This is a genomic window from Curtobacterium sp. CFBP9011 (genome assembly GCF_034045095.1).
Classification (GTDB): Bacteria; Actinomycetota; Actinomycetes; order Actinomycetales; family Microbacteriaceae; genus Curtobacterium.
Map to the genome: position 1 here is coordinate 227,489 of NZ_JAXCWN010000004.1, position 23,465 is coordinate 250,953.

Annotated in this window: 17 protein-coding genes; 16 read left to right on the top strand and 1 reads right to left on the bottom strand. The window is 68.6% G+C overall.

Features of this window, described 5'->3' with window-relative positions; all coding sequences use genetic code 11:
• Window positions 1-41: 41 nt before the first annotated feature.
• The 7 genes from SOM35_RS10750 (at window position 42) to SOM35_RS10780 (ending at window position 11,687) form a co-directional block, all read left to right on the top strand.
• Window positions 42-551, top strand: coding sequence for a hypothetical protein (locus SOM35_RS10750; RefSeq protein WP_320515389.1), 510 nt, complete (start codon window positions 42-44; stop codon window positions 549-551).
• Complete coding sequence (locus SOM35_RS10755; protein ID WP_320515390.1) at window positions 548-1,813, top strand: sensor histidine kinase; 1,266 nt, start codon at window positions 548-550, stop codon at window positions 1,811-1,813. The genes SOM35_RS10750 and SOM35_RS10755 overlap by 4 nt, the downstream gene beginning before the upstream one ends.
• Complete coding sequence (locus SOM35_RS10760) at window positions 1,810-2,538, top strand: response regulator transcription factor (RefSeq protein WP_320515391.1); 729 nt, start codon at window positions 1,810-1,812, stop codon at window positions 2,536-2,538. The genes SOM35_RS10755 and SOM35_RS10760 overlap by 4 nt, the downstream gene beginning before the upstream one ends.
• Window positions 2,539-2,952: 414 nt before the next feature.
• Window positions 2,953-3,576, top strand: coding sequence for a hypothetical protein (locus tag SOM35_RS10765; RefSeq protein ID WP_320515392.1), 624 nt, complete (start codon window positions 2,953-2,955; stop codon window positions 3,574-3,576).
• Between the two features lie 360 nt (window positions 3,577-3,936).
• The gene (gene rpoB / locus SOM35_RS10770) at window positions 3,937-7,425 is read left to right on the top strand and encodes a DNA-directed RNA polymerase subunit beta (RefSeq protein WP_111073959.1); all 3,489 of its coding nucleotides are present in this window, start codon (window positions 3,937-3,939) and stop codon (window positions 7,423-7,425) included.
• A gap of 44 nt (window positions 7,426-7,469) precedes the next feature.
• Window positions 7,470-11,351 (top strand): DNA-directed RNA polymerase subunit beta', encoded by a 3,882-nt coding sequence (locus tag SOM35_RS10775; RefSeq protein ID WP_111073958.1) that lies wholly within the window; start codon window positions 7,470-7,472, stop codon window positions 11,349-11,351.
• An 87-nt stretch (window positions 11,352-11,438) separates the two neighbouring features.
• Window positions 11,439-11,687, top strand: coding sequence for a hypothetical protein (locus SOM35_RS10780; protein WP_320515393.1), 249 nt, complete (start codon window positions 11,439-11,441; stop codon window positions 11,685-11,687).
• A 93-nt stretch (window positions 11,688-11,780) separates the two neighbouring features.
• On the opposite strand, the gene SOM35_RS10785 is transcribed toward SOM35_RS10780, so the two are convergent.
• Window positions 11,781-12,179 carry a VOC family protein gene (locus tag SOM35_RS10785; RefSeq protein WP_253465249.1) on the bottom strand — a complete coding sequence of 133 codons (399 nt, stop codon included), beginning with the start codon at window positions 12,177-12,179 and terminating at the stop codon, window positions 11,781-11,783.
• A gap of 56 nt (window positions 12,180-12,235) precedes the next feature.
• Between SOM35_RS10785 and SOM35_RS10790 the strand changes: the two genes are divergently transcribed.
• From SOM35_RS10790 to SOM35_RS10830, 9 genes are all read left to right on the top strand, one after another.
• Window positions 12,236-13,270 (top strand): GNAT family N-acetyltransferase, encoded by a 1,035-nt coding sequence (locus tag SOM35_RS10790; protein WP_320515394.1) that lies wholly within the window; start codon window positions 12,236-12,238, stop codon window positions 13,268-13,270.
• A 190-nt stretch (window positions 13,271-13,460) separates the two neighbouring features.
• Complete coding sequence (locus SOM35_RS10795; protein ID WP_111073953.1) at window positions 13,461-15,128, top strand: GspE/PulE family protein; 1,668 nt, start codon at window positions 13,461-13,463, stop codon at window positions 15,126-15,128.
• Between the two features lie 17 nt (window positions 15,129-15,145).
• Complete coding sequence (locus SOM35_RS10800) at window positions 15,146-16,783, top strand: type IV pilus twitching motility protein PilT (RefSeq protein WP_320515395.1); 1,638 nt, start codon at window positions 15,146-15,148, stop codon at window positions 16,781-16,783.
• Window positions 16,783-18,006: a type II secretion system F family protein gene (locus SOM35_RS10805; protein ID WP_320515396.1), complete on the top strand. Its 1,224-nt coding sequence runs from the start codon at window positions 16,783-16,785 to the stop codon at window positions 18,004-18,006. The genes SOM35_RS10800 and SOM35_RS10805 overlap by 1 nt, the downstream gene beginning before the upstream one ends.
• 186 nt (window positions 18,007-18,192) lie before the next feature.
• Entirely contained in the window at window positions 18,193-18,621 is a 429-nt protein-coding gene (locus SOM35_RS10810; protein ID WP_320515397.1) for a type IV pilin protein, read from the top strand.
• Window positions 18,622-18,724: 103 nt separating this feature from the next.
• Window positions 18,725-20,113 (top strand): type IV pilus modification PilV family protein, encoded by a 1,389-nt coding sequence (locus SOM35_RS10815; protein WP_320515398.1) that lies wholly within the window; start codon window positions 18,725-18,727, stop codon window positions 20,111-20,113.
• Window positions 20,113-20,811, top strand: coding sequence for a PulJ/GspJ family protein (locus SOM35_RS10820; protein WP_320515399.1), 699 nt, complete (start codon window positions 20,113-20,115; stop codon window positions 20,809-20,811). The genes SOM35_RS10815 and SOM35_RS10820 overlap by 1 nt, the downstream gene beginning before the upstream one ends.
• A gap of 1 nt (window position 20,812) precedes the next feature.
• Window positions 20,813-22,639: a hypothetical protein gene (locus SOM35_RS10825; RefSeq protein ID WP_320515400.1), complete on the top strand. Its 1,827-nt coding sequence runs from the start codon at window positions 20,813-20,815 to the stop codon at window positions 22,637-22,639.
• Window positions 22,636-23,463, top strand: a complete 828-nt coding sequence (locus tag SOM35_RS10830; RefSeq protein WP_320515401.1) for a prepilin peptidase — start codon at window positions 22,636-22,638, stop codon at window positions 23,461-23,463. The genes SOM35_RS10825 and SOM35_RS10830 overlap by 4 nt, the downstream gene beginning before the upstream one ends.
• Window positions 23,464-23,465: the final 2 nt, after the last annotated feature.

The following is a 23,465-nucleotide window of genomic DNA, read 5'->3' on the forward strand; positions in this document are numbered from 1 at the left end:
CGGGGAACACCCCGCCGGACCACGACCGGGAGGCCCACCCCATGTCCGTCCAGCTCCTCACGAACGTCGTCATCGGACTCGCACTCGTCGGGTACCTCGCCTGGAAGCAGTCCACCTGGCAGTTCCTGGACCCGGCCCGGATCTGTCGCGGCCCGGTCGTGATGGCGGGCATCGGCATCGTTGTCCTCGCCCAGAGCGCCGCCACGATCGACCCGCAGGACGTCGTCTTCCTCGGCATCGAGGCGCTGCTCTCCGTCGGCATCGGCCTGGCGATGGGCAGCCGCACACGCTTCCGCACCGTCAGCGCCCCCGACGCGAAGGGACGCACCCTGCAGTCCCGCACCGGCTGGATCGGTGCCGCCCTCTGGGTCGCCCTGATCGTCGTCCGCATCGGCCTCGACGTCGTCGGCGCCCACCTCGGTGCACACCTGCTCACCTCGACCGGCGTCATCCTCCTCATGCTCGCCGTCAACCGTGCCGCCCGTGCCCTGGTCGTCGACCAGCGCCTCCAGCACGACGCCCGCTCCGCTCGCGGCATGATGGTGGGATGACCGACCTCCGCGGCCCCGAGGGGCGTGCCGCCGGGACCGACTCCGCACGGGGCCGGTCCCGCGCCGGGTTGTCGATCGGGCTCAACGCGGTCGGCATCGTCGTCGTGGCCTTCTGGTTCGTCCGGAACGGCGTCGCCCAGGAGCTGCCCGTCTGGGTCTGGGTGACCGGCGCCGTCGCGCTCGCCGCCTGGGCCGTCCGCGAGTACGGACCACCCCGCATCGCCGTGCCCGCCGCCGTGCTGATGGTCGGCGTCGGGTCGCTCGCGGTCGTCCACACCGACGGGCTCCTGCTCGTGCCGGTCATCATCGGGCTCGTCGTCCTCGAGGCCGCGCCGACCCTCCCCGTCTGGGTCGCCGTCGTCGCCGCGCTCGCCGCCGTCGTGGTCGTCGCCGCGGTCGCCACGGCCGCCGGCACTTCGGTCGCCCTGGTGCTCGGCACCGCGCTCGGCCTGGCGCTCGGCGTCGTGATCGGCGTCAGCCGCCGACAGCTCCGGGTCGCCGCCGAGCAGGCACGCGTCCTCGAGGAACAGGCCCGCCAGGCGGACCGCGACCAGCAGCGGGCACGTCTGCTCGCCGACCGGGCGCGGGTCGCCCGGGACGTGCACGACGTGCTCGCGCACTCGCTCGGCGGCCTGGTCCTGCAGCTCGACGCGGTGGAGGCGCTCCTCGAAGCGGGCCGCGTCGAGGACGCCCGGCAGCGCGCGACCGACGCCCGGGCCCTCGCCGCCGACGGACTCACCGAGGCGCGTCGGGCGGTCCGCGCGCTCCGCGACGACCAGCCCGACGACGCCGCTCCCTCGGGTACCCCCGGACCGGACGCGGGTGGTGTGGCGGAGTCGCCACGGGCCTCCCGACCGGCTGGCGACGGCATCGCCGCCCTCGTCGACGCACACCGCTCCTTCGGCGGCACCGCCGTCGTGCAGGGCGACCTCGACCTGCCCGACGTCGACGAGGCCACCCGCGCGGTCGTCGTCTCCGCCGTCCGGGAGGCCCTCAGCAACGCCCGCAGGCACGCCACCGGCCGCCCCGTGTCCCTGTCCGTCATCCGGGACGGCGACGCCGTGGACGTCGTCGTCGCGAACCCCGTCGCCGCCGACGGACACGGTCTGCTCGGGATGCGCGAACGGTTCGCCGAACTCGGCGGGGACGCGACCGTCGAGGCCGAACGGTCCGACGGCGAGTTCGTCGTCGCGATGCACGTGCCGGTCGCCCAGGACGTCGAGCGTCCGGCCGTCGGCGGCACGAGCGGTCGGACCTCGTGACCATCCGGGTCCTGGTCGCCGACGACCAGGCGATCGTCCGCGACGGTCTGGTCACGGTCCTGTCGCTCGTCGACGACCTGCAGGTCGTGGGCGAAGCCGAGGACGGCGCGGCCGCGGTGGCGATGGTCGCGGCGCTCGCCCCGGACGTGGTGCTCATGGACCTGCGGATGCCCGTCCTGGACGGAGCCGCGGCGACCGGGCGGATCACCGCCGAGCACCCGGGGACCGCGGTCCTCGTGCTGACGACGTACGCGGACGACGACTCGATCCTCACCGCGCTCGCCGCCGGCGCCCGGGGGTACCTGACGAAGGACGCGGGGCGGGCGGAGATCGCCACCGCGATCCGGGCGGTGGCGTCGGGGCAGACGACCTTCGATGCGACCGTGGGCGCGATGGTCCTGGCACGGTTGGCGGCCGGGGCCACTGGTGTCGGAGCGGCTGCTGGTGCTGGTGCTGGTGCTGGTGCCGGTGCCGGTGCCGGTGCTGGTTCTGGTGCTGGGGAGCCGAGCGCGGCGGCCGGGGCGCCCGACGTGCGGCAGCGGTTCCCGGAGCTGACCCCGCGCGAGGCCGACGTGCTGACCCGCATCGCCGAGGGTCGCACCAACCCGGAGATCGCCGCCGAGCTGTTCCTCACCGTGCCGACCGTGAAGTCGTACGTCAACCAGGTCTTCGCGAAGCTCGGTGTCCGCAGTCGGGCGGAGGCGGTCGCCCGCGTCCTGCGCTGACGCTGCCCGTCGCCCGCGGCGATCCTGCGCCCGGTGGCGGCTCCTCGCCCGTGCTGGCTCAGGTCCTGGTCGATGCTCCTGCATCGACGGACAGGAGACGTCAAGCCTCGCGACGTACCGTGGACGGGTCCTCGCGGCGACGAGCGACGCGACCGCGGATCCCCACCGACCGGTCGTGCCCGTCGTCCCGGACCCGCTCAGACCGCGTCGTCGACTGCCCGCCACCGGCAGCCGCCCGCGCGTCCGTCGGGACCGACCCGGACGCCTGCCCGACGACGAGCCCCGCGCCCGTCGCGGGTCCCGACGACGTGCTCCGCGTCCACCCGCACCGCTGCGACCGCACCGCCCTCACCAGCACCGCGGCCAGCACACCCCGCACGACGTCCGGGCGCCCACGCCCGAAGGAGCACCCCCATGACCGCCGACACCCTGTCCGTCCCCGTCCGACCGAGCCGACCGGGCTGGACCCCGACGCACGCTCCGGCCCGGGTGCGGAGCGAGGCGGGGGCGGGTCGGGCCTCCCGTCCGCTCGTCGAGGACCACCAGGGCGCACCGATCTGGATGCGCGCCGTCGGCGGGGTCGTCCTGGCGGCCGGGCTCGCGCTCACCGCGGCCGTCCTGGCCTGGCCGGGGGACGCGCCCGAGTCCGCCCTGCTGATCCCGGGCCTCGTCGCGGTCGTCGTCGGTGTCCTGGCGCTCGTCGCCCGGGCCGGCCTGACCGTCACCGAGGACGCGGTCGTCCTGCACTTCCGCCCACTCCCGCCGCGGCGCATCGCCCGCCGGGCCATCACGGCGGTCCGGGTGACCGAGGCGGACGCGCACACATACGGCGGCATCGGCCTGCGGATCGGTCGTCGCCGGCGTGCACTCGTGCTGACGCCGGGGCCCGGCGTGGAGATCACCGACGTGTCGGGGCGGACGACGTTCGTGCGGAGCGACCGGCCCGAGGACGCGGTGCGGGCGCTGGTCGGGGCTGCCCGATCGGGCTCCGCTCTGGCTCCCGCCGAGGGCTCCGCTCTGGCTTCCGCCGCGGGATGAGACAGGTCGTCCGGCGCTTATACACGCCGGACTCGATCTCGGTCAAGCCAGGGACTGGACAGCGCACTGCCGAGCCACCTATGATGACAGTTCGCGCTCCCTGGCATCCGTGTCGTCATATTGCGGTCGACCGAGTTCCACGAAGACGCCTCTCAGCAGGTGCTTCGCTGAACACGCCTGGTGATGCCGGTCCCGTATATGGCGGCGGGACCCGCTCACCGATCATCCCACACGCGGCTCCGGACCCGGAGCACACCGTACTCGTGTCCTGATCACCGGGTTGCGCCGAGCGATCTATCCACTCACCTACACACTGCTTCGTCAGTGTCGGCCCGACGGGGCCTACCGGAGGTCACACCCTTGGCTGCTGCGCCCAACGCATCCACCAACCCCAAGAACGGTCGCAACCACTCGCGACTCTCGTTCGCCAAGATCACGGACACCCTCACGGTTCCTGATCTGCTCGCCCTCCAGACGGAGAGCTTCGACTGGCTCGTCGGCAACGACGCATGGAAGGCCCGCCTCGCCGAAGGGCAGGAGCAGGGTCGTACCGACCTCGCGCTGCACTCCGGCCTCGAGGAGATCTTCGAGGAGATCTCCCCGATCGAGGACCTCGGCGAGACCATGCAGCTCTCGTTCACGTCCCCGGAGCTCGAGGACCCGAAGTACTCGATCGACGACTGCAAGGAGCGCGGCAAGACCTACGCCGCTCCGCTGTACGTCAACGCCGAGTTCATGAACCACATGACCGGTGAGATCAAGACGCAGACGGTCTTCATGGGCGACTTCCCGCTCATGACCGAGCGTGGCACGTTCATCATCAACGGCACCGAGCGTGTCGTCGTCTCGCAGCTCGTCCGCTCGCCGGGCGTGTACTTCGAGCGTGCGCAGGAGAAGACGTCCGACAAGGACATCTACTCGGCGCGCATCATCCCGTCGCGTGGCGCCTGGCTCGAGTTCGAGATCGACAAGCGCGACCAGGTCGGCGTGCGCATCGACCGCAAGCGCAAGCAGTCCGTGACCGTCTTCCTCAAGGCCCTCGGTCTGACGAGCGAAGAGATCATGGAGGAGTTCCAGGGCTTCGCGTCCATGGAGTCGACCCTCGAGAAGGACGCCGTCCTCACGAAGGAAGAGGCGCTCAAGGACATCTACCGCAAGCTGCGCCCGGGCGAGCAGGTCGCTGCCGAGGCCGCGCGTGCGCTCCTCGACAACTTCTACTTCAACTCCAAGCGCTACGACCTGGCGAAGGTCGGTCGCTACAAGCTGGACCGCAAGCTCGGCATCGACGCCCCGCTGTCCGACTCGGTGCTCACCGTGCAGGACATCGTCGCGACGATCAAGTACCTGGTGTCCCTGCACGCCGAGCGCACCACCATGGACGGCGTCCGTGACGGTGAGCCGGTGCAGCTCCGCCTCGACGTGGACGACATCGACCACTTCGGCAACCGTCGCATCCGTGCGGTCGGCGAGCTCATCCAGAACCAGGTGCGCACCGGTCTGTCCCGCATGGAGCGCGTCGTCCGCGAGCGCATGACCACGCAGGACATCGAGGCCATCACGCCGCAGACGCTCATCAACGTGCGTCCCGTCGTCGCTGCGATCAAGGAGTTCTTCGGGACGTCCCAGCTGTCGCAGTTCATGGACCAGAACAACCCGCTCGCGGGTCTGACGCACAAGCGTCGCCTGTCGGCCCTCGGCCCGGGTGGTCTGTCCCGTGAGCGTGCCGGCGTCGAGGTCCGTGACGTCCACCCGTCGCACTACGGCCGCATGTGCCCGATCGAGACCCCGGAAGGCCCGAACATCGGCCTGATCGGCTCGCTCGCGTCCTTCGGTCGGATCAACTCGTTCGGCTTCATCGAGACCCCGTACCGTCGCGTCGTCAACGGCGAGGTCACGAAGACGATCGACTACCTGACCGCCTCGGAAGAGGACGAGTTCGTCGTCGCGCAGGCCAACGCCCCGCTGACGAGCACGTTCCACTTCGCTGACGACAAGGTGCTCGTCCGCAAGAAGGGCGGCGAGGTGGAGCTCGTCGGCAAGGACGAGGTCGACTACATGGACGTCTCGCCGCGCCAGATGGTGTCGGTCGCGACCTCACTCATCCCGTTCCTCGAGCACGACGACGCGAACCGCGCCCTCATGGGTGCGAACATGCAGCGCCAGGCCGTGCCGCTCCTCCGCTCCGAGTCGCCGCTCGTCGGCACCGGCATGGAGGGCTACACCGCCATCGACGCCGGCGACGTCATCACCGCCGACAAGGCCGGTGTCGTCTCCGAGGTCTCGGCCGACGCCGTGACCCTGCAGCTCGACGAAGGTGGTACGCAGACCTTCTACCTGCGCAAGTTCGACCGCTCGAACCAGGGCACCAGCTACAACCACCGCGTGATCGTCAGCGCCGGTGAGCGTGTGGAGCAGGGCGAGGTCATCGCCGACGGCCCCGCGACGGAGAACGGCGAGCTCGCGCTCGGCAAGAACCTCCTCGTCGCGTTCATGCCGTGGGAGGGCTACAACTACGAGGACGCGATGATCCTGTCGCAGAACCTCGTGAAGGACGACACGCTCTCCTCGATCCACATCGAGGAGTACGAGGTCGACGCCCGCGACACCAAGCTCGGCAAGGAAGAGATCACCCGCGACCTGCCGAACGTCAGCCCGGACCTCCTGGCCGACCTCGACGAGCGCGGCATCATCCGCATCGGTGCCGAGGTCCGCCCCGGCGACATCCTCGTCGGCAAGGTCACGCCGAAGGGCGAGACCGAGCTGTCCGCCGAGGAGCGCCTGCTCCGTGCCATCTTCAACGAGAAGTCGCGTGAAGTCCGCGACACCTCGCTCAAGGTGCCCCACGGTGAAGAGGGCACGATCATCGGCGTCAAGGTGTTCGACTCGCAGGACGGCGACGACGAGCTCGGCTCGGGCGTCAACCAGCGCGTGGTCGTCTACATCGCCCAGAAGCGCAAGATCACCGCGGGCGACAAGCTCGCCGGTCGTCACGGCAACAAGGGCGTCATCTCGACGATCCTGCCGGTCGAGGACATGCCGTTCCTCGCGGACGGCACCCCGGTCGACATCGTCCTCAACCCGCTCGGCGTCCCCGGACGCATGAACTTCGGCCAGGTGCTGGAGATCCACCTCGGGTGGCTCGCCAAGCAGGGCTGGCAGGTCGAGGGCATCCAGGAGTGGGCCGAGAACCTGCCGGAAGCCGCGCACAGCGCAGCCCCCGGCACGAAGGTCGCCACCCCGGTGTTCGACGGTGCGTACGAGCGCGAGATCGAGGGTCTCCTCGACTCCACGCTCCCGAACCGCGACGGCGAGCGTCTGATCGGTTCCTCGGGCAAGGCACAGCTCTTCGACGGCCGCTCCGGCGAGCCGTTCCCGGAGCCCGTGTCGGTCGGCTACATGTACATCCTGAAGCTGCACCACCTGGTCGACGACAAGATCCACGCCCGTTCGACCGGCCCGTACTCGATGATCACGCAGCAGCCGCTGGGTGGGAAGGCGCAGTTCGGTGGACAGCGCTTCGGCGAGATGGAGGTGTGGGCGCTCGAGGCATACGGTGCCGCGTACGCCCTCCAGGAGCTCCTGACGATCAAGTCCGACGACATCCTCGGCCGCGTGAAGGTCTACGAGGCGATCGTCAAGGGCGAGAACATCCAGGAGCCCGGCATCCCGGAGTCGTTCAAGGTCCTCATGAAGGAGATGCAGTCGCTCTGCCTGAACGTCGAGGTCCTCTCGGCGGACGGCCAGGCGGTCAGCCTGCGCGACACGGACGACGAGGTCTTCCGTGCCGCTGAAGAGCTCGGCATCAACATCTCCTCGCGGTTCGAGTCGTCGTCCGTCGACGACATCTGATCCCGCCCGCTGAACACGTTTCGAACCAGCAAGAGAGAAGAACATTGCTCGAAGCAACTTCCTTTGACGCCATTCGGATCGGCCTCGCTACCGCCGAGGACATCCGCCAGTGGTCGTACGGCGAGGTCAAGAAGCCGGAGACGATCAACTACCGCACCCTGAAGCCCGAGAAGGACGGTCTGTTCGGTGAACAGATCTTCGGTCCGTCCCGCGACTGGGAGTGCGCCTGCGGCAAGTACAAGCGAGTCCGGTTCAAGGGCATCGTCTGCGAGCGCTGCGGCGTCGAGGTCACCAAGTCCTCGGTCCGTCGTGAGCGCATGGGCCACATCGAGCTCGCCGCACCCGTCACGCACATCTGGTACTTCAAGGGCGTTCCGTCGCGCTTGGGCTACCTGCTGGACATGGCCCCGAAGGACCTCGAGAAGGTCATCTACTTCGCGGCGTACATGATCATCAGCATCGACGAGGAGGGCCGTCACGCTGACATGCCCGGCCTCGAGAACGAGATGCGCCTCGAGATCAAGACGCTCGAGGGTCAGCGCGACTCGATCATCGCCGACCGCCTCAAGAAGCTCGAGGACGACCTCGCAGCGCTCGAGGAAGAAGGCGCCAAGGCCGACGTGAAGCGCCGGACCAAGGACACCGCCGAGAAGGAGATGTCCCAGGTCCGCAAGTCCTTCGACGAGGACATCACCCGTCTCGAGCGTGTGTGGGAGGACTTCCGCAACCTCAAGGTGGGCGACCTCAAGCCCGAGGACGCCGTGTTCCACGAGCTCCAGGACCGCTTCGGGATCTACTTCGACGCCTTCATGGGCGCCGAGGCGATCAAGCTGCGGCTCGAGGCCTTCGACCTGGCCGCCGAGGCCGAGGCACTGCGTCTGCAGATCGCCGAGGGCAAGGGCCAGAAGAAGATCCGTGCGATCAAGCGTCTGCGCGTCGTCAGCTCCTTCCTCGCCACCGGCAACTCGCCGGCCGCGATGGTGCTCGACGTCGTGCCGGTCATCCCGCCGGAACTGCGCCCGATGGTGCAGCTCGACGGTGGCCGCTTCGCCACGTCGGACCTCAACGACCTCTACCGTCGTGTGATCAACCGCAACAACCGTCTCCGCCGCCTGCTCGACCTCGGTGCCCCCGAGATCATCGTGAACAACGAGAAGCGCATGCTGCAGGAAGCGGTCGACGCGCTGTTCGACAACGGTCGTCGTGGCCGCCCCGTCACGGGTACCGGCAACCGCGCCCTGAAGTCCCTGAGCGACATGCTCAAGGGCAAGCAGGGTCGTTTCCGCCAGAACCTGCTCGGCAAGCGCGTCGACTACTCGGGTCGTTCGGTCATCATCGTCGGCCCGCAGCTCAAGCTCCACCAGTGCGGTCTGCCCAAGCAGATGGCGCTCGAGCTGTTCAAGCCGTTCGTCATCAAGCGCCTGATCGACCTGTCGCACGCGCAGAACATCAAGTCGGCCAAGCGCATGGTCGAGCGTTCGCGTGCCCAGGTGTGGGACGTGCTCGAGGAGATCATCCGCGAGCGCCCCGTCCTGCTGAACCGTGCGCCCACGCTGCACCGTCTCGGCATCCAGGCGTTCGAGCCGCAGCTCGTCGAGGGCAAGGCCATCCAGCTCCACCCGCTGGTCTGTGCTGCGTTCAACGCGGACTTCGACGGCGACCAGATGGCCGTGCACCTGCCGCTGTCGGTCGAGGCCCAGGCCGAGGCCCGCATCCTGATGCTCGCCTCGAACAACATCCTGAAGCCGTCCGACGGCCGCCCGGTGACCCTGCCCGCACAGGACATGATCATCGGTCTGCACCACCTGACGACCGTCCGCGAGGGCGCCGTCGGTGAAGGCCGTTCGTTCTCCTCGGTCGCCGAGGCGATCATGGCGAAGGACCAGAACACGCTGCACCTCAACGCGATGGTGAAGATCCGCATGTCGGGTGTCCACTTCGCCGAGGGTGAAGCACCCGAGGGCTACGAGGTCGGTCAGTCGATCCTCCTCGAGACCACCCTCGGTCGCGCGCTGTTCAACGAGACCCTCCCGACGGACTACCCGTTCGTCCAGAAGGTCACCGACAAGGGCACGCTCTCCGCGATCGTCAACGACCTCGCCGAGCGCTACTCCAAGACGGAGACGGCCGCTGCACTCGACCGGATCAAGGACGCCGGCTTCTACTGGGGCACCCGCTCCGGTGTGACCGTCGCCCTCTCGGACGTCGTGACGCCTCCTCGCAAGAAGGAGATCATCGCGGGCTACGAGATCCAGGCCGCCAAGGTCCAGGGTGAGTTCGACAAGGGTCTGATCACGGACTCGGAGCGTCGCGCCGACCTGATCAAGATCTGGACCGAGGCCACGAACGAGATCGCGCAGGAGATGCGCGACAACTTCCCGAAGGACAACACCATCAACCGCATGGTGTCCTCGGGTGCTCGTGGAAACTGGCTGCAGGTGCGCAACATCGCCGGTATGCGTGGTCTGGTGAGCAACCCGAAGGGTGACATCATCGCCCGCCCGATCATCAACTCGTACCGCGAGGGCCTGACCGTGGCGGAGTACTTCATCGCCACGCACGGTGCTCGCAAGGGTCTGGCGGACACGGCTCTCCGTACCGCCGACTCGGGGTACCTGACCCGTCGTCTCGTGGACGTGTCGCAGGACGTCATCATCCGTGAGGACGACTGCGGGACGACCCGTGGCCTCGAGCTGCCGATCGCGACGATGGGTGCCGACGGCAAGCTCGTCCGCGACCCGCGTGTCGAGAACACCGTCTACTCGCGCACCCTCGCGACCGAGGCCGTCGACGCCTCGGGCACCGTGGTGGCCGAGGGCGGCGAGGACGTCGGTGACGTCCTCCTCGACAAGCTGCTGGCAGCCGGTGTCGAGAGCATCAAGGTGCGCTCGGTCCTGACCTGCGAGTCGGCCGTCGGTGTCTGCGCTCAGTGCTACGGCCGTTCGCTCGCCACGGGCAACCTGGTCGACATCGGTGAGGCGGTCGGCATCATCGCCGCCCAGTCCATCGGTGAGCCCGGTACCCAGCTGACGATGCGTACCTTCCACACGGGTGGGTCGGCCTCGGCCGACGACATCACGCAGGGTCTGCCCCGCGTGACCGAGCTCTTCGAGGCTCGCACCCCGAAGGGCGCGTCCCCGATCGCCGAGGCCCCCGGCCGCGCCACGATCGAGGACACGGACAAGGGTCGTCGGATCATCCTCACGCCGGACAACGGCGACGAGCCGTTCATCTACCCGGTGCTCAAGCGTGCGACCCTCCTCATCGAGGACGGCCAGCACGTCGAGCTCGGCGAGCAGTTCATCGCCGGCACCGTCGACCCGAAGGAAGTCCTCCGGGTCAAGGGTGTCCGAGAGGTCCAGAAGCACCTGGTCAACGGTGTGCAGGACGTCTACGGCTCGCAGGGTGTGCCGATCCACGACAAGCACATCGAGGTCATCGTCCGTCAGATGCTCCGCAAGGTCACCGTCGTCGACCACGCCGACACCGACCTGCTGCCGGGTGAGCTCGTCGACCGGTCGCGCTACAACGCGATCAACCGGGCTGCGCTGCAGGAGGGTCGCAAGACCGCCTCGGCTCGCCAGGAGGTCATGGGCATCACGAAGGCGTCCCTCGCGACCGAGTCGTGGCTGTCCGCCGCGTCCTTCCAGGAGACCACCCGCGTCCTGACGCAGGCGGCCATGGAGGGCAAGCAGGACCAGCTCGTCGGCCTCAAGGAGAACGTCATCATCGGTAAGCTCATCCCCGCCGGGACGGGCCTCAGCCGGTACCGTGACGTGGACGTGAACGCGACGGAAGAAGCGAAGGCGGAGCGGTACCCGAACCGCATCTTCGCGGACGACTCGTCGTTCTCGGACGCCGACCTGAGCTTCGTCGACTTCGACAGCTTCTCGTCGGACGACTTCACGCCGGGTACGTACAACTGAACCGAGTGAGTCCCTGAGGAGGGCCCCGCATCCAGTCGGATGCGGGGCCCTCCTTCGTTCGTCGGTGGTACTGATATGTTGGCGCTCATGTCGTCATCTGCTCCGACGCGTGCCCGATCCGCCGGGTTCCTGGCAGCGGCCGCAGTCGTGATCGCCCTCTGGGCTCCGGTGGCTGCCGTCACCGGGCTGCCGTTCGCGGTGGCCGCCGGCGCGAGCGGCGTGGGTCTCAGCGCGCTGGCCGACGTAGTCGATCGCGACGACCGCCGAGCGCCGGGTGCCTTCCTCGTCTGTCTGGCGATCGTCGGCGTCGCGCTCGTCCTGCACGTCACACGCTGAGACGGGCGAGCGACTTCTTCGGGTCGCCACGGTGACGGACGGGAGGCGCGGGGCGGACCCGCCACGTGCCTCCCGTCCGGGTCTGTCTGGGTCCTAGACCGAGCGCCCGGCGTCGCTGTCGCGTCCGCCGGAGCCGCGGCCACTCTCGTCGGCGAGTGAGTAGAGGCTGAGGACGTTGCCGTCGGGGTCGCGGGCGTCGAACCAGTCGACGGCTCCGTCGACGCACTCGATCGGTCCGACGTCGATGCCGAGGGCCGCGATGCGCGCGTGCTGGGCGGCGACGTCGTCCACGCCGAAGCGGACGATGACGGGGTTGTCGTCGGCGTCGGGGTCCTCGAGGAGCTGGATCCAGATGCCGCCGACCTCGTACTCGGCGACGCCCTCGGTCGGTTCGAGGTCGGGCTCGAGCCGTTCGAACACCGCGCCGTACCAGAGGCAGGAGGCCTCGAGGTCGGTCACGGGCAACCCCACGGTCACGCTCGTGATGTCCATGTCTCATCATGGTCCGTCGATGCCGGGCGCGTCGAGGGGTAGGGCATGCTGGAGGCATGGCGACGCTGCGCGAACGGGTCACGGCTCCGGCTCACCTCGACTTCCCCGAGCCGGTCGGCGGGCTGACGTTCCGGCCGGCCACGATGGGGGACCTGCCGGCCGTGCACGGCATCGCCCTCGAGTCGGCGGCGGTCGACGAGCCGCACGCGCATCCCTCCACAGAGGACTTCGTGCACCGGCTGTCCACAGAAGGGCTCGACCCCGAGCGTGACACGGTCGTCGGGATCGATGCTGACGGGCATGTGCACGCGTACGCCATCGTCATCCCCGTCCCGACCAGGGACACCGCTGCCCGGATCCTCCTGGGCGGCTCGGTGCGCCCCACCTACCGCGGTCAGGGCATCGGCCGACGGGTGCTCGCCTGGCAGACCGTGCGGGCACGACAGCACCTCGCCGGGCTCGACCTCGATCTGCCCGGTGCCGTCGACCTCACTGCTCCGCAGGGGTCGTCCGCGCTCGCGCTGGCCGCACGGGCTGGACTCCACCCGGTGCGCACCTGGGTCGACATGCAGGTCGTGCTCGACGGTGACGAGCGCGCTGCGGAACGGGACTCCCTGCCGGCGCTGTCGGACGGCCTCGTGCTGCGCGCGGCGACCGGAGACGACATCGAGCCGATGCGGGCGGCCAAGAACGACGCCTTCCGCGACCACTGGGGCTCCCAGCCGATGGTCGAAGCGGACTGGCGCGGGTACCTCACCGCCGAGAAGAGCCGGCTGGACCTGTCTCGCGTGGTCGTGGACGAGCAGGGGGACGTCCTGGCGTTCACGGTGGTCGAGTCCGACCCCGGTGCCTTCGCCGCCCGCGGACGGAGCTTCGGGTACATCCACTGGGTCGGCGTCGTCCGTCGAGCACGCGGGCGGGGCCTCGCACCGCTGGTCGTCCGGGCCACCCTCGACGCCCTGCGCGACGCCGGACTGTCCGCGGCGTCCCTCGAGGTCGACGCTGAGAACCCGAGCGGTGCCGTGGCGCTCTACGAACGACTCGGGTTCGTCGGCGGGAGCGCCACGATCACGACCTCGATGGCGCTCTAGGCCCCACCCACGGATCTCGATACCCGCGGGTACCCCTGTTCTGGGTCCAGTCAGAACCCCTCCGGCCCCTCCTTCTGGGACTGCTCCGCGGCCGGGCGCCAGACGTACCGTGGTCGAGCGCCGCAACCCTGGCGGCGCCCATCGATCCACGCCGATCCGTCGCGCGCGCAAGCAAGGAGGTACAGGGCACATGGCAACCCTGTCCGAGATCCTGATCCTCAACGGCGCCCTCCCGATCGAGTACCTCGACGCGATGACCGGTCACGAAGACGTCGACGAGCAGGCGATCCGCTCACTCGTCGAGCAGGGCGTCGTGAGCGAGGCGCAGTACATCACCGCGCGTGCGGCGTCCCACAACTCGAAGACGGTCCCGCTGACCGACTACCCGGTGGACGGCACGGCCGTCTCGGTGCTCCCCGCGCCGCTGTGCCGCCGGCACGCGGTACTCGGCATCGGGTTCGAGGGCGAGACCCTCGTGCTCGCCATGGTGAACCCGGCGAACGTCCTGGCGATCGACGACGCCCGCACGGCGTCGGGCCGGCCGATCAAGCCGCTGCAGGTGGACGAACGGGACCTGCTGTCGGCGTTCGACCGGTACCTGCGCGCCGACGACGAGCTCAACGACCTCACCTCGTCGCTCGAAGAAGAAGCACGGACCACCGAGCACCAGGCCGACATCGGTGACGGCTCGCTCGACGACGTCCCGATCGTCCGCTTCGTCAACCTGCTGGTCTCGCAGGCGATCCAGGACCACGCGTCCGACATCCACATCGAGCCCGGCGAGCACGAGGTCCGGGTCCGCTACCGCATCGACGGTGTCCTGCACGAGATGACCCCGGCGCCCAAGAACATCCAGAACGGCGTCATCAGCCGGCTCAAGATCATGAGCGACATCGACATCGCCGAGCGGCGGAAGCCCCAGGACGGCCGCATGTCCGTCCGGCACGGCGGCCGACAGATCGACCTCCGCGTGGCGACGCTGCCGACGGTGTGGGGCGAGAAGGTCGTCATGCGCATCCTCGACAACACGAACACGTCGTTGACGCTGAAGGACCTCAACCTGCTCGACCGGAACGCCGCTGCCTACCAGCGCTCCTACTCGAAGCCGTACGGCATGATCCTGGTCACCGGTCCCACCGGTTCCGGCAAGTCGACCACGCTCTACACGACCCTGAACGCGGTCGCCAAGCCCGAGATCAACGTCATCACCGTCGAGGACCCGGTCGAGTACCGGATGGCGGGCGTCAACCAGGTGCAGGTCAACCCGAAGGCCGGACTGACCTTCGCGTCGGCGCTCCGCAGCATCCTCCGCTCCGACCCCGACGTCGTCCTGCTCGGTGAGATCCGTGACCACGAGACCGCGCAGATCGCGATCGAGGCGTCGCTGACCGGCCACCTCGTGCTCTCCACCCTGCACACCAACGACGCCCCGTCCGCGATCACCCGGCTCACCGAGATGGACATCGAACCGTTCCTCGTCGGGTCCGCACTCGACTGCGTGGTCGCCCAGCGTCTGGCCCGCAAGCTCTGCGACCGGTGCAAGGCCCCCGCGTTCTACGAAGCCGAGCAGCTGCACGCCCTCGGGTTCCTCGACAGCGCCGCCGCCGAGGTGCCGGACTTCTTCGCGCCGATCGGCTGCTCCGTCTGCTCGAACACCGGGTACCGCGGACGCATCGCCCTGCACGAGGTCATGACCGTGTCCGAGGAGATCGAGCGCCTCGCGGTGTCCCGGGCCTCGAGCGCCGAGATCAGCCGCGTCGCCCAGGAGCAGGGCATGCTCACCCTCCGCATGGACGGGTGGGAGAAGGTCAAGCTCGGGCTGACGAGCGTCGACGAGATCCTGCGCGTGGTCGCGTAGGCGTGGGAGACGGACAGATGACGGACTCCGTGTACGACCTGACCCCTGCCGGCGACGAACCCGTCGACGGTTGGCACCCCGGGACGCCCGGCCTGGAGGTCGGCGGCCGCCGGGCCGCACGCCTGGCGCAGGCCGCGCAGCAGCACCCCGTGCAGCCCTCCGAACCCGCCACCCCGCACGCCGGCGCCGCACCCGCGGTGCCGGCCACCCCCGTCTACGACCTGAGCGACGATCTCGCCGGCTGGTGCGCCCCGAGCGGCGCACCCGTCGCCGTCCCGGTCGCCCAGCCGTACGCCGTGCCGGCCACCCCGCCCGCGGCGGTGCCGCCGTCGACCGCGAGCTACGGCTACGCACCGGACTCCGCACTCGGGTACCAGGCGACCGAACGGCTGCCGGTCGTGCCTGCGGTCGCGACCACGAACCTCCAGGCCGTCGCCGCACCGCCGGTGCCGATGGCCGCTCCGTCCGGCAGCGCCGAGATCAACTTCACGCGCCACGCGCGGGAGGACGCCGACGCCGACCTCGTCACCGCACTCGCCCAGGTCGTCTACCAGGGCGCGTCCGACCTGCACGTCACCGCCGACGCGCCGCCCACGGTCCGCGTCGACGGCTCGCTCCGTCCCGCCGTGCCGGGAGGCCCGTGGGCGCGCAACAAGGTCATCGCAGCCCTCAAGACCCTGATGTCCGCCGAACAGGCGGCGCAGTTCGATCAGGAACAGGAACTCGACTTCGCGTACTCGCTGTCGCCCGAGTTCCGCTTCCGCGTGAACTACTACCAGCAGCGCGGCAACTGGGGTGCGGCCTTCCGCATCATCCCCACGAAGATCAAGACCCTCAAGCAGCTCGGCATCCCCGAGCACGTTGGGGAGTTCGCCAAGCTGCCGCGCGGTCTCGTGCTCGTCACCGGCCCCACCGGCTCCGGCAAGTCGACCACCCTCGCCGCGCTCATCGACCTGGTCAACGAGACCCGGGCCGACCACATCGTGACGGTCGAGGACCCGATCGAGTTCATGCACGACCACAAGAAGGCGATCATCAACCAGCGCGAGGTCGGCGCGGACACGCAGTCCTTCGCCCGCGCGTTGAAGCACGTGCTGCGCCAGGACCCGGACGTCATCCTCATCGGCGAGCTCCGCGACCTCGAGACGATCTCCGTCGCCCTCACCGCCGCCGAGACGGGCCACCTGGTGTTCGCCACCCTGCACACGCAGAGCGCTCCCGGCACCATCGACCGCGTCATCGACGTGTTCCCGCCGCACCAGCAGGGGCAGATCCGCACCCAGCTCGCCGCCACCCTCGAAGGTGTCGTGTGCCAGACCCTCGTCCCCAAGGCCAACGGCACCGGGCGGATCGTGTCCACCGAGATCATGAAGACGACCCCCGCGATCGGCAACCTCATCCGCGAGGGCAAGACCTACCAGATCACCTCGGCCATGCAGGCCGGGCGTGACGCGGGTATGCACACGATGGACCAGGACCTGGCCGAACTCGTCAACGTCGGCACCATCACCCGCAAGGCGGCGCTCGAGAAGGTGCACGACCTCGAGGGCTTCGACCGACTGGTGCAGCGCGTCGAGTCCCCGTCCGACGCGTCCGCCGACGCCATCGCCGCGAGCGGGATCGACTTCGGCGACAAGTTCTCCGGAGGCTACTGATGTCCCTCGCATTCGACTACCGCGGACGGGACGGCGCGGGGAAGCTCGTCAAGGGCCGCGTCGACGCCGCGTCCGAAGGCGCCGTCGTCCAGCGCCTGCGCGGCATGGGCGTCTCGCCGATCGCCATCACCGAGGCGAACGCCGGCACCGGGCTGCAGACCGAGATCAAGATCCCGGGCTTCGAGAAGGGCGTCGGGCTCAAGGACCTGGCGATCATGTCGCGGCAGGCGTCGACGATGTTGTCGTCGGGGTTGTCGCTGCTTCGCGCGCTGACGATCCTCGCCGACCAGACGGAGAACAAGAAGCTCAAGGTCATCCTGGGGAAGGTGCGCGACGAGGTCGAACAGGGCGTCTCGTTCTCCGATGCGGTCGGCAAGCACCCGGTCGACTTCCCGCCGATCATGATCAACATGATCCGCGCGGGGGAGACCGGTGGGTTCCTCGACCAGGCCATGGACTCGATCGCGACGAACTTCGAGAAGGAGCACAAGCTCCGGTCGACGATCAAGTCGGCGATGACCTACCCGGTCGTGGTGCTCTGCATGTCGCTGGCAGCGGTCGTGATCATGCTGGTGTTCATCGTCCCGATCTTCCAGAAGATGTTCTCGTCGCTCGGCGGCCAACTTCCGCTGCCGACCATGGTGCTCGTCTACGCCTCGCATGCGATGGTCTACGTCGGCCCGGTGCTCGCGGTGGTCGGCTTCTTCGGATGGCTGTGGTGGCGGGCGAACAAGAACACCGAGCGCGTCCGTGCGGTGGTGGACCCGATCAAGCTGAAGATGCCGGTGTTCGGGCAGCTCAACCAGAAGATCGTCATCGCACGTTTCTCGCGGAATCTCTCGGACATGATCGGTGCCGGTGTCCCGATCCTGCAGGCATTGCAGATCGCCGGCGAAGTCTCGAACAACCACGTCGTCGACAAAGCCCTCGGAAGAATCGCGGAATCGGTTCGGAAGGGTGAATCAATCGCGGCTCCGCTGGAAAAGGAAACAGTCTTCCCGGCGATGGTCTCGCAGATGATCGCCGTGGGCGAAGACGCCGGTTCCCTCGAGGTGATGCTCGAGAAGATCGCTGAGTTCTACGACAACGAGGTCGAGACGACCACTGATGCCCTGACCTCCCTGATCGAACCGCTCCTCATCGCCTTCCTCGGCGTGGTGGTGGGCGGCATGATCGTCGCGCTCTACCTCCCGATCTTCCAGATCACTTCGCTGGTCAAATGAGGACGTTCTGCCCCCTCCACGGGGGCAGAACGTACTCGTGCTGCCCCCGGTAATGGGGGTATTTCGTTCGGATGTGCCCCCCGTTCTCGGGATTATGCGACTGGCGTGTCCGCATTACCTTTGACATCGCGGCGGAGCAGTCCCCGGCACAATCCCCCATTGCATTCCCACGAAACGGAAACCACCATGTACTTCGCTCTCATGGGCAAGCTCGACGCTCGCCGCAAGGGTCTCCTCGAGGACAAGGAGAAGGGCTTCACGCTCATCGAACTCCTGGTCGTCGTCATCATCATCGGCATCCTGGCCGCCATCGCGATCCCGGTGTACCTGAACGTCCAGAACAACGCGAAGGACGCCTCCGCGAAGTCGGACCTCCAGAACGCGAAGACCGCGGTGATCGCGAGCTTCACGCAGAACAACACTTTCCCGACCTCCCTCGCTTCGCTCAGCGGTTACAGCGCGAGCGGTACCTACGCGTCCCCGGGCGTTGCCCCGGACATCAAGAAGTCCGATGTCACCGCAGGTTCGTTCTGCATCCAGGTCACGAGCAACACCGGCAAGCCCTTCTTCGTCAACCAGGACGGCGGAGCCAAGGACGGGAGCTGCCCGGCCTGATCCAGGAGGTGTGCGAGCGGGCTCTGATGACGTCAGGGCCCGCTCGTTCGATCGTCGGCCCTGACTGGACCGACCGACCCGGACCAGAGCGGAAGGAGAGACCATGCTGCGCATCACGACCCTGCTCGACCGAGCCCGTGAGCGGGACGAGGGTGTCTCCATCGTCGAGGTCCTCGTCGCGATGACGGTCTTCGCCATGATCGCCGCCGGCGTCGCGATGGGCATCGCCAGCTCGCTGTTCCTGGCGCACGGATCGCGCTCACGCGAAGTCGCGATCAACTTGGCACAGGACGCCGTCGACAGTGCTCGGACGAGCGCCAACCTCTTCTCCGTCGTCGACGGGACGACCACCCCGACGGTCGGCGGCCTGCGGTACACGGTCAAGCAGACCGCCCGGTGGGTCCCCGCCTCCGGGTCAGCGAACGCCTGCGGCGCGACCGGTGTGACCGGTGGCCCCCTTGCCTACAAACGGATCTCCCTCACGGTGTCGTGGGCGTCTGCCGGCAAGCAGTCGGTCTCGATGAACAGCCTCGTGGCACCGACCTCCTCGGTGACCGCCGCGAACCTCGGCACGATCATCGTCTCGGCCAGTTTGGTGAGCGGCTCCGGCAACGCCGGGGCCGCCGTTTCGATCGCCCCGGCCGTCACGAACCCGGGCGGGGCAGGCGCCATCACCGCGACGATCCCGAAGACCGATGCGAACGGCTGTTCGTACGCGCTGAACGTCAAGCCCGGGCGGTACGACGTCAAGCTGACCGAACCCGACAACATCGACGACGGGACCTCCTCCGGCTCGCTCGGGGCACAGACCGCGACGCCGTCGACCACCGTCACCGTGCAGGCGAACCAGACCTCGGCGGCGAACTTCAACTACGACCAGGCACTCACCGTCGTGCCGCAGTGGTCCGACCCGAACGCGAGCGCGCGACCGTTCACGACGCCGACGAGCACCACGGTCTCGCTCCGTCGGAAGTCCGCCGACTACGGGCCGTACCCCACGGGCGTGACGACGCAGGTCTTCCCGTACACCGACGGCTACAAGGCGGTGGCGGGGTCCCCGAGCACCTGCCTCAGCGTCGACCCGGAGAACTGGACGCCGACGAGTGGTACGGCCGTCGCCCCGCGGAACGCCCCACAGCCGGAAGCCGGGACGAACGCGGTGAAGGCTCCTGTCCAGACGCTCGCAGTCAAGCTCAACGGCAAGCTGGACAACTCGCTCCGAGCAGTGTCGGTGGCTCCCGATGCGGGCAACGGCGACCCAGGATGCGCAACGGCCGCGACCTACACCTTCACCAACCTGCCGGCCAACGGCACGGTGACCATCGCCCTGCCCTACGGCACCTGGTCGCTGCAATCGGGGACCGTGGTCTCGATCCTGCCCAACCTCGTCAACATCACCTTCTCGGTCACACCGCCCACCGTGGCCGCCGCGGCCGGGGTCACGCCGATCGCCGCCGGCAAGGTGCTCCTCGACCCGCGGAGGACTCCGTGATGCGCGCCCTCGCTCGCCTTCGTCGGGACGAGCGGGGCGTCTCGCTCGCTGAACTGATCGTCGCGATGAGCGTCAGCATCTTGGTGCTGACGATGGCCGGCGCGTTCTTCGTCTCGGTGTCGCGGGCCTCCAGCACGACCACCGGTGTCGACAGCAACACTCGCGTGGCGTCGACGACGATGCTCGAGGTGCAGCGGATGTTCCGCGTGGCCTCGAACAACCCGGTCGCCAGCGGCATCGACACACAGCTCGCCTTCCAGTACGCGTCACCGACGTCGGTCCGTTTCTTCGCGTACATCAACCTCAATTCGACGTCCGACGTCCAGCCGGTCGAGGTGCAGTTCTCACTCGACGCGACGAAGCGCACGATCGTCGAGACGAAGTGGAACGGCGTGGCGACGGACCTCTCTCGTACCTACTTCGACTTCCCGCGGTCGAACACGCCGACGCTGTCGAACACACCGACGTCACGGCTCACGCTCGCGTCCTCGGTCGTCCCGGGTCCGCTCTTCTCCTACGCCGATGCCGGCGGCAACCCGCTCGTTCCGGGCGTCGCCGGGCTGAGCGCCACCGACCTGCAGGCGGTCCGGTCCGTGGCCGTCTCGCTCACTGTGGGCGAACCCGACCTGGCTCGTCCTGCTGCCCGTGACAACGTCACGCTCACGAGCACCGTGGCCATGCCCAACCTCCGGATCTGACATGCGCCGTCTCCTCGTTCTCCTCCGCCGCCACGACGATGACCGCGGGGTCGCCCTCGCCGCGGTCATCGGGCTCGGGATGATCGTGATGATCCTCGCGGCGACCATGGTCGGCATCTCGACCTCGGGCGCCGTGAAGACGACCTCGGACCGGGACTACGCCAACGCCATGGCGGCGGCCTACGCCGGTCTGGCCGAGTACCAGTCGCGCGTGAACGGTGACAACACCTACGCCACGAAGTACGGCGATGCGGCGCAGGGGTTCAGCTCCGGCGACGTGTTCCCGAACAAGACCGGCGGGAACCCGGCCTTCACGAGCTGGGTCACCGTGCCGGACTCCAGCGGCGCTGGCGGATCGACCGCGTACCGCTACGCCGTCGACAACAGCATCTACGGCCAGCAGGGGATCGTCCGCGTGCAGGTCACGGGTCGAGCGGGGAAGACGACCCGCACCCTCGTCGCGAACGTCAAGCCGGACGGCTTCTCGAACTACCTGTACTGGACGGACTACGAGTCGGGGGACCCGGACATCACGGGCGAGGACTGCCGGAACGTGTACCAGAACGCCACGTTCACCGCCCCGTCGATCGGTGGCAAGCCGGTCTGCTCGCGGATCCAGTTCCAGGACGGCGACACGCTCAACGGGCCGATCCGCTCGAACGACGTGATGCTCATCTGCGGTGGGACGTTCAAGAGCACGGTCCAGTCGGCCGTCGGGACGACCGACTCCGGCTGCTCCCCGAAACGGACCCCGTCGTACCAGCTGTACGCCGGGTACCAGCCGGAGGTCGTCGGGTCCTACACGCCTCCGTCGACGATCAGCGCCGGCCGCGACCGCATGTCCTCGGACGACCCCACTGTCACGGGCACCACCCCGGGAACGGGCTGCCTGTACACCGGCCCGACGCAGATCACGTTCAACGGCGACGGCACCATGAAGATCCGTTCGCCACTCACCCTCGCGACGAACCTGCAGCAGACCAGCCCGTACGGCTCCAACCCGTTGAAATGTGGGGCGGTCAGCGACTTGCAGGGCGCCGGAGCGACCGTGAGCACGAACCTGCTCGCGAACAACCTCCTGTACGTGCAGGACGAACCCGCGTCGGCCGGCAGCGGGAGCACGACCAACCCGAACTACTACTGGTCGAAGTACACGACACGGAACGCCCCGTCCGCGTGCATGCGCAGCTCGTCGGTGACCGACAACGGCCTCGGGTTCCCCTTCACCGGTCAGGCGTCCGGCTACTCCGGCACCTACACGGAGGCGAATCCGCGGAACGCACAGGGCGGTTCGGTTGCCTTCAGCACCGCCTACGGATGCAGCAATGGCGACCTCTTCGTCTCGGGCAAGGTCGACGCGTCGGTGACCTTGGTAGCGGAGAACTACGTCTACGTCACGGGTGACCTGAAGTACACGACGGGTCGCGCGGCGTCGACCGTGCTCGGACTCGTCGGCCAGGAGGCGGTCATCGTCTGGAACCCGATGTTCGACCGCAGCACTTCGTACCTCGGCACGACCCCCACGCCGTTCCTGCCCGACAACCGCACCGTCTCCGGTGCGATCCTGTCCAACCAGGGCACCTTCACCGTGCAGAACTACGCCTACGGCGGCGACCGGGGTTCGCTCACTCTGAACGGGTCCATCGCGCAGCGCTACCGCGGCGCGGTCGGCAAGGGCAGCAACGGGTACCTCAAGGCCTACGGCTACGACACGAGTCTCGCGAGCTACACGCCACCGTTCTTCCCACAACCGGTGATCACCACCTACAAGGTGACGTCACAGGTCGAGGTCAAACCCGCCTACGACGCGAACGGCAACCCGCGGTGAGTCTCGTCATCGTCACGCTCGCAGCGGTCCTCGGACTCGCCGTGGGCTCGTTCCTCAACGTGGTCGTGTACCGCGTCCCGAACGGCCTCTCGGTGGTGGCCCCCGCGAGCGCCTGCCCCTCCTGCGGTCACGAGATCCGGGCACGGGACAACGTCCCGGTGCTCTCGTGGTTGGTGCTTCGTGGCCGTTGCCGCGATTGCTCCGCGCCGATCTCGGCCCGGTACCCGCTCGTGGAGATGGCCACCGCCGCCCTCTTCGCGCTCGTCGCAGGACTCGCAGCACCCGCCGTCGACAGCGCGCCGACGAGCCCCTCGACTGCCGTCCCGTTCATCGTCCTCATCGCACTGCTGTACTTCATGGCCATCTCCATCGCCCTGGCGCTCATCGACGCCGATGTCCACCGGCTACCGAATGCCATCGTGCTCCCGGCGTACCCGGTGCTCGCCGCCTTGCTCGTGTTGAGCAGCGCTGCCAGCGGCGACTGGGTCGCGCTCGGTCGTGCCGGCATCGGCCTGGCCGCGCTCGGGGGGATGTACCTGGCGCTGGCACTGGTGGTGCCGGGCGGCATGGGGCTCGGGGACGTGAAGCTGGCCGGCGTACTCGGCATGGTGCTCGCGTACCTCGGATGGGGACCCCTCGCAGTGGGAGCTTTCGGTGCCTTCGTCCTCGGCGGTAGCTTCGCCATCGGCCTCGTGTTGGCCGGTCGGGCTCGACGTGGATCCGGCATCCCGTTCGGCCCCTGGATGCTCGCGGGGGCATGGCTCGGTGTGTTCATCGGCCAGCCACTGCTCGACGGGTACCTGCGGATCATCGGACTGGCCTGAGG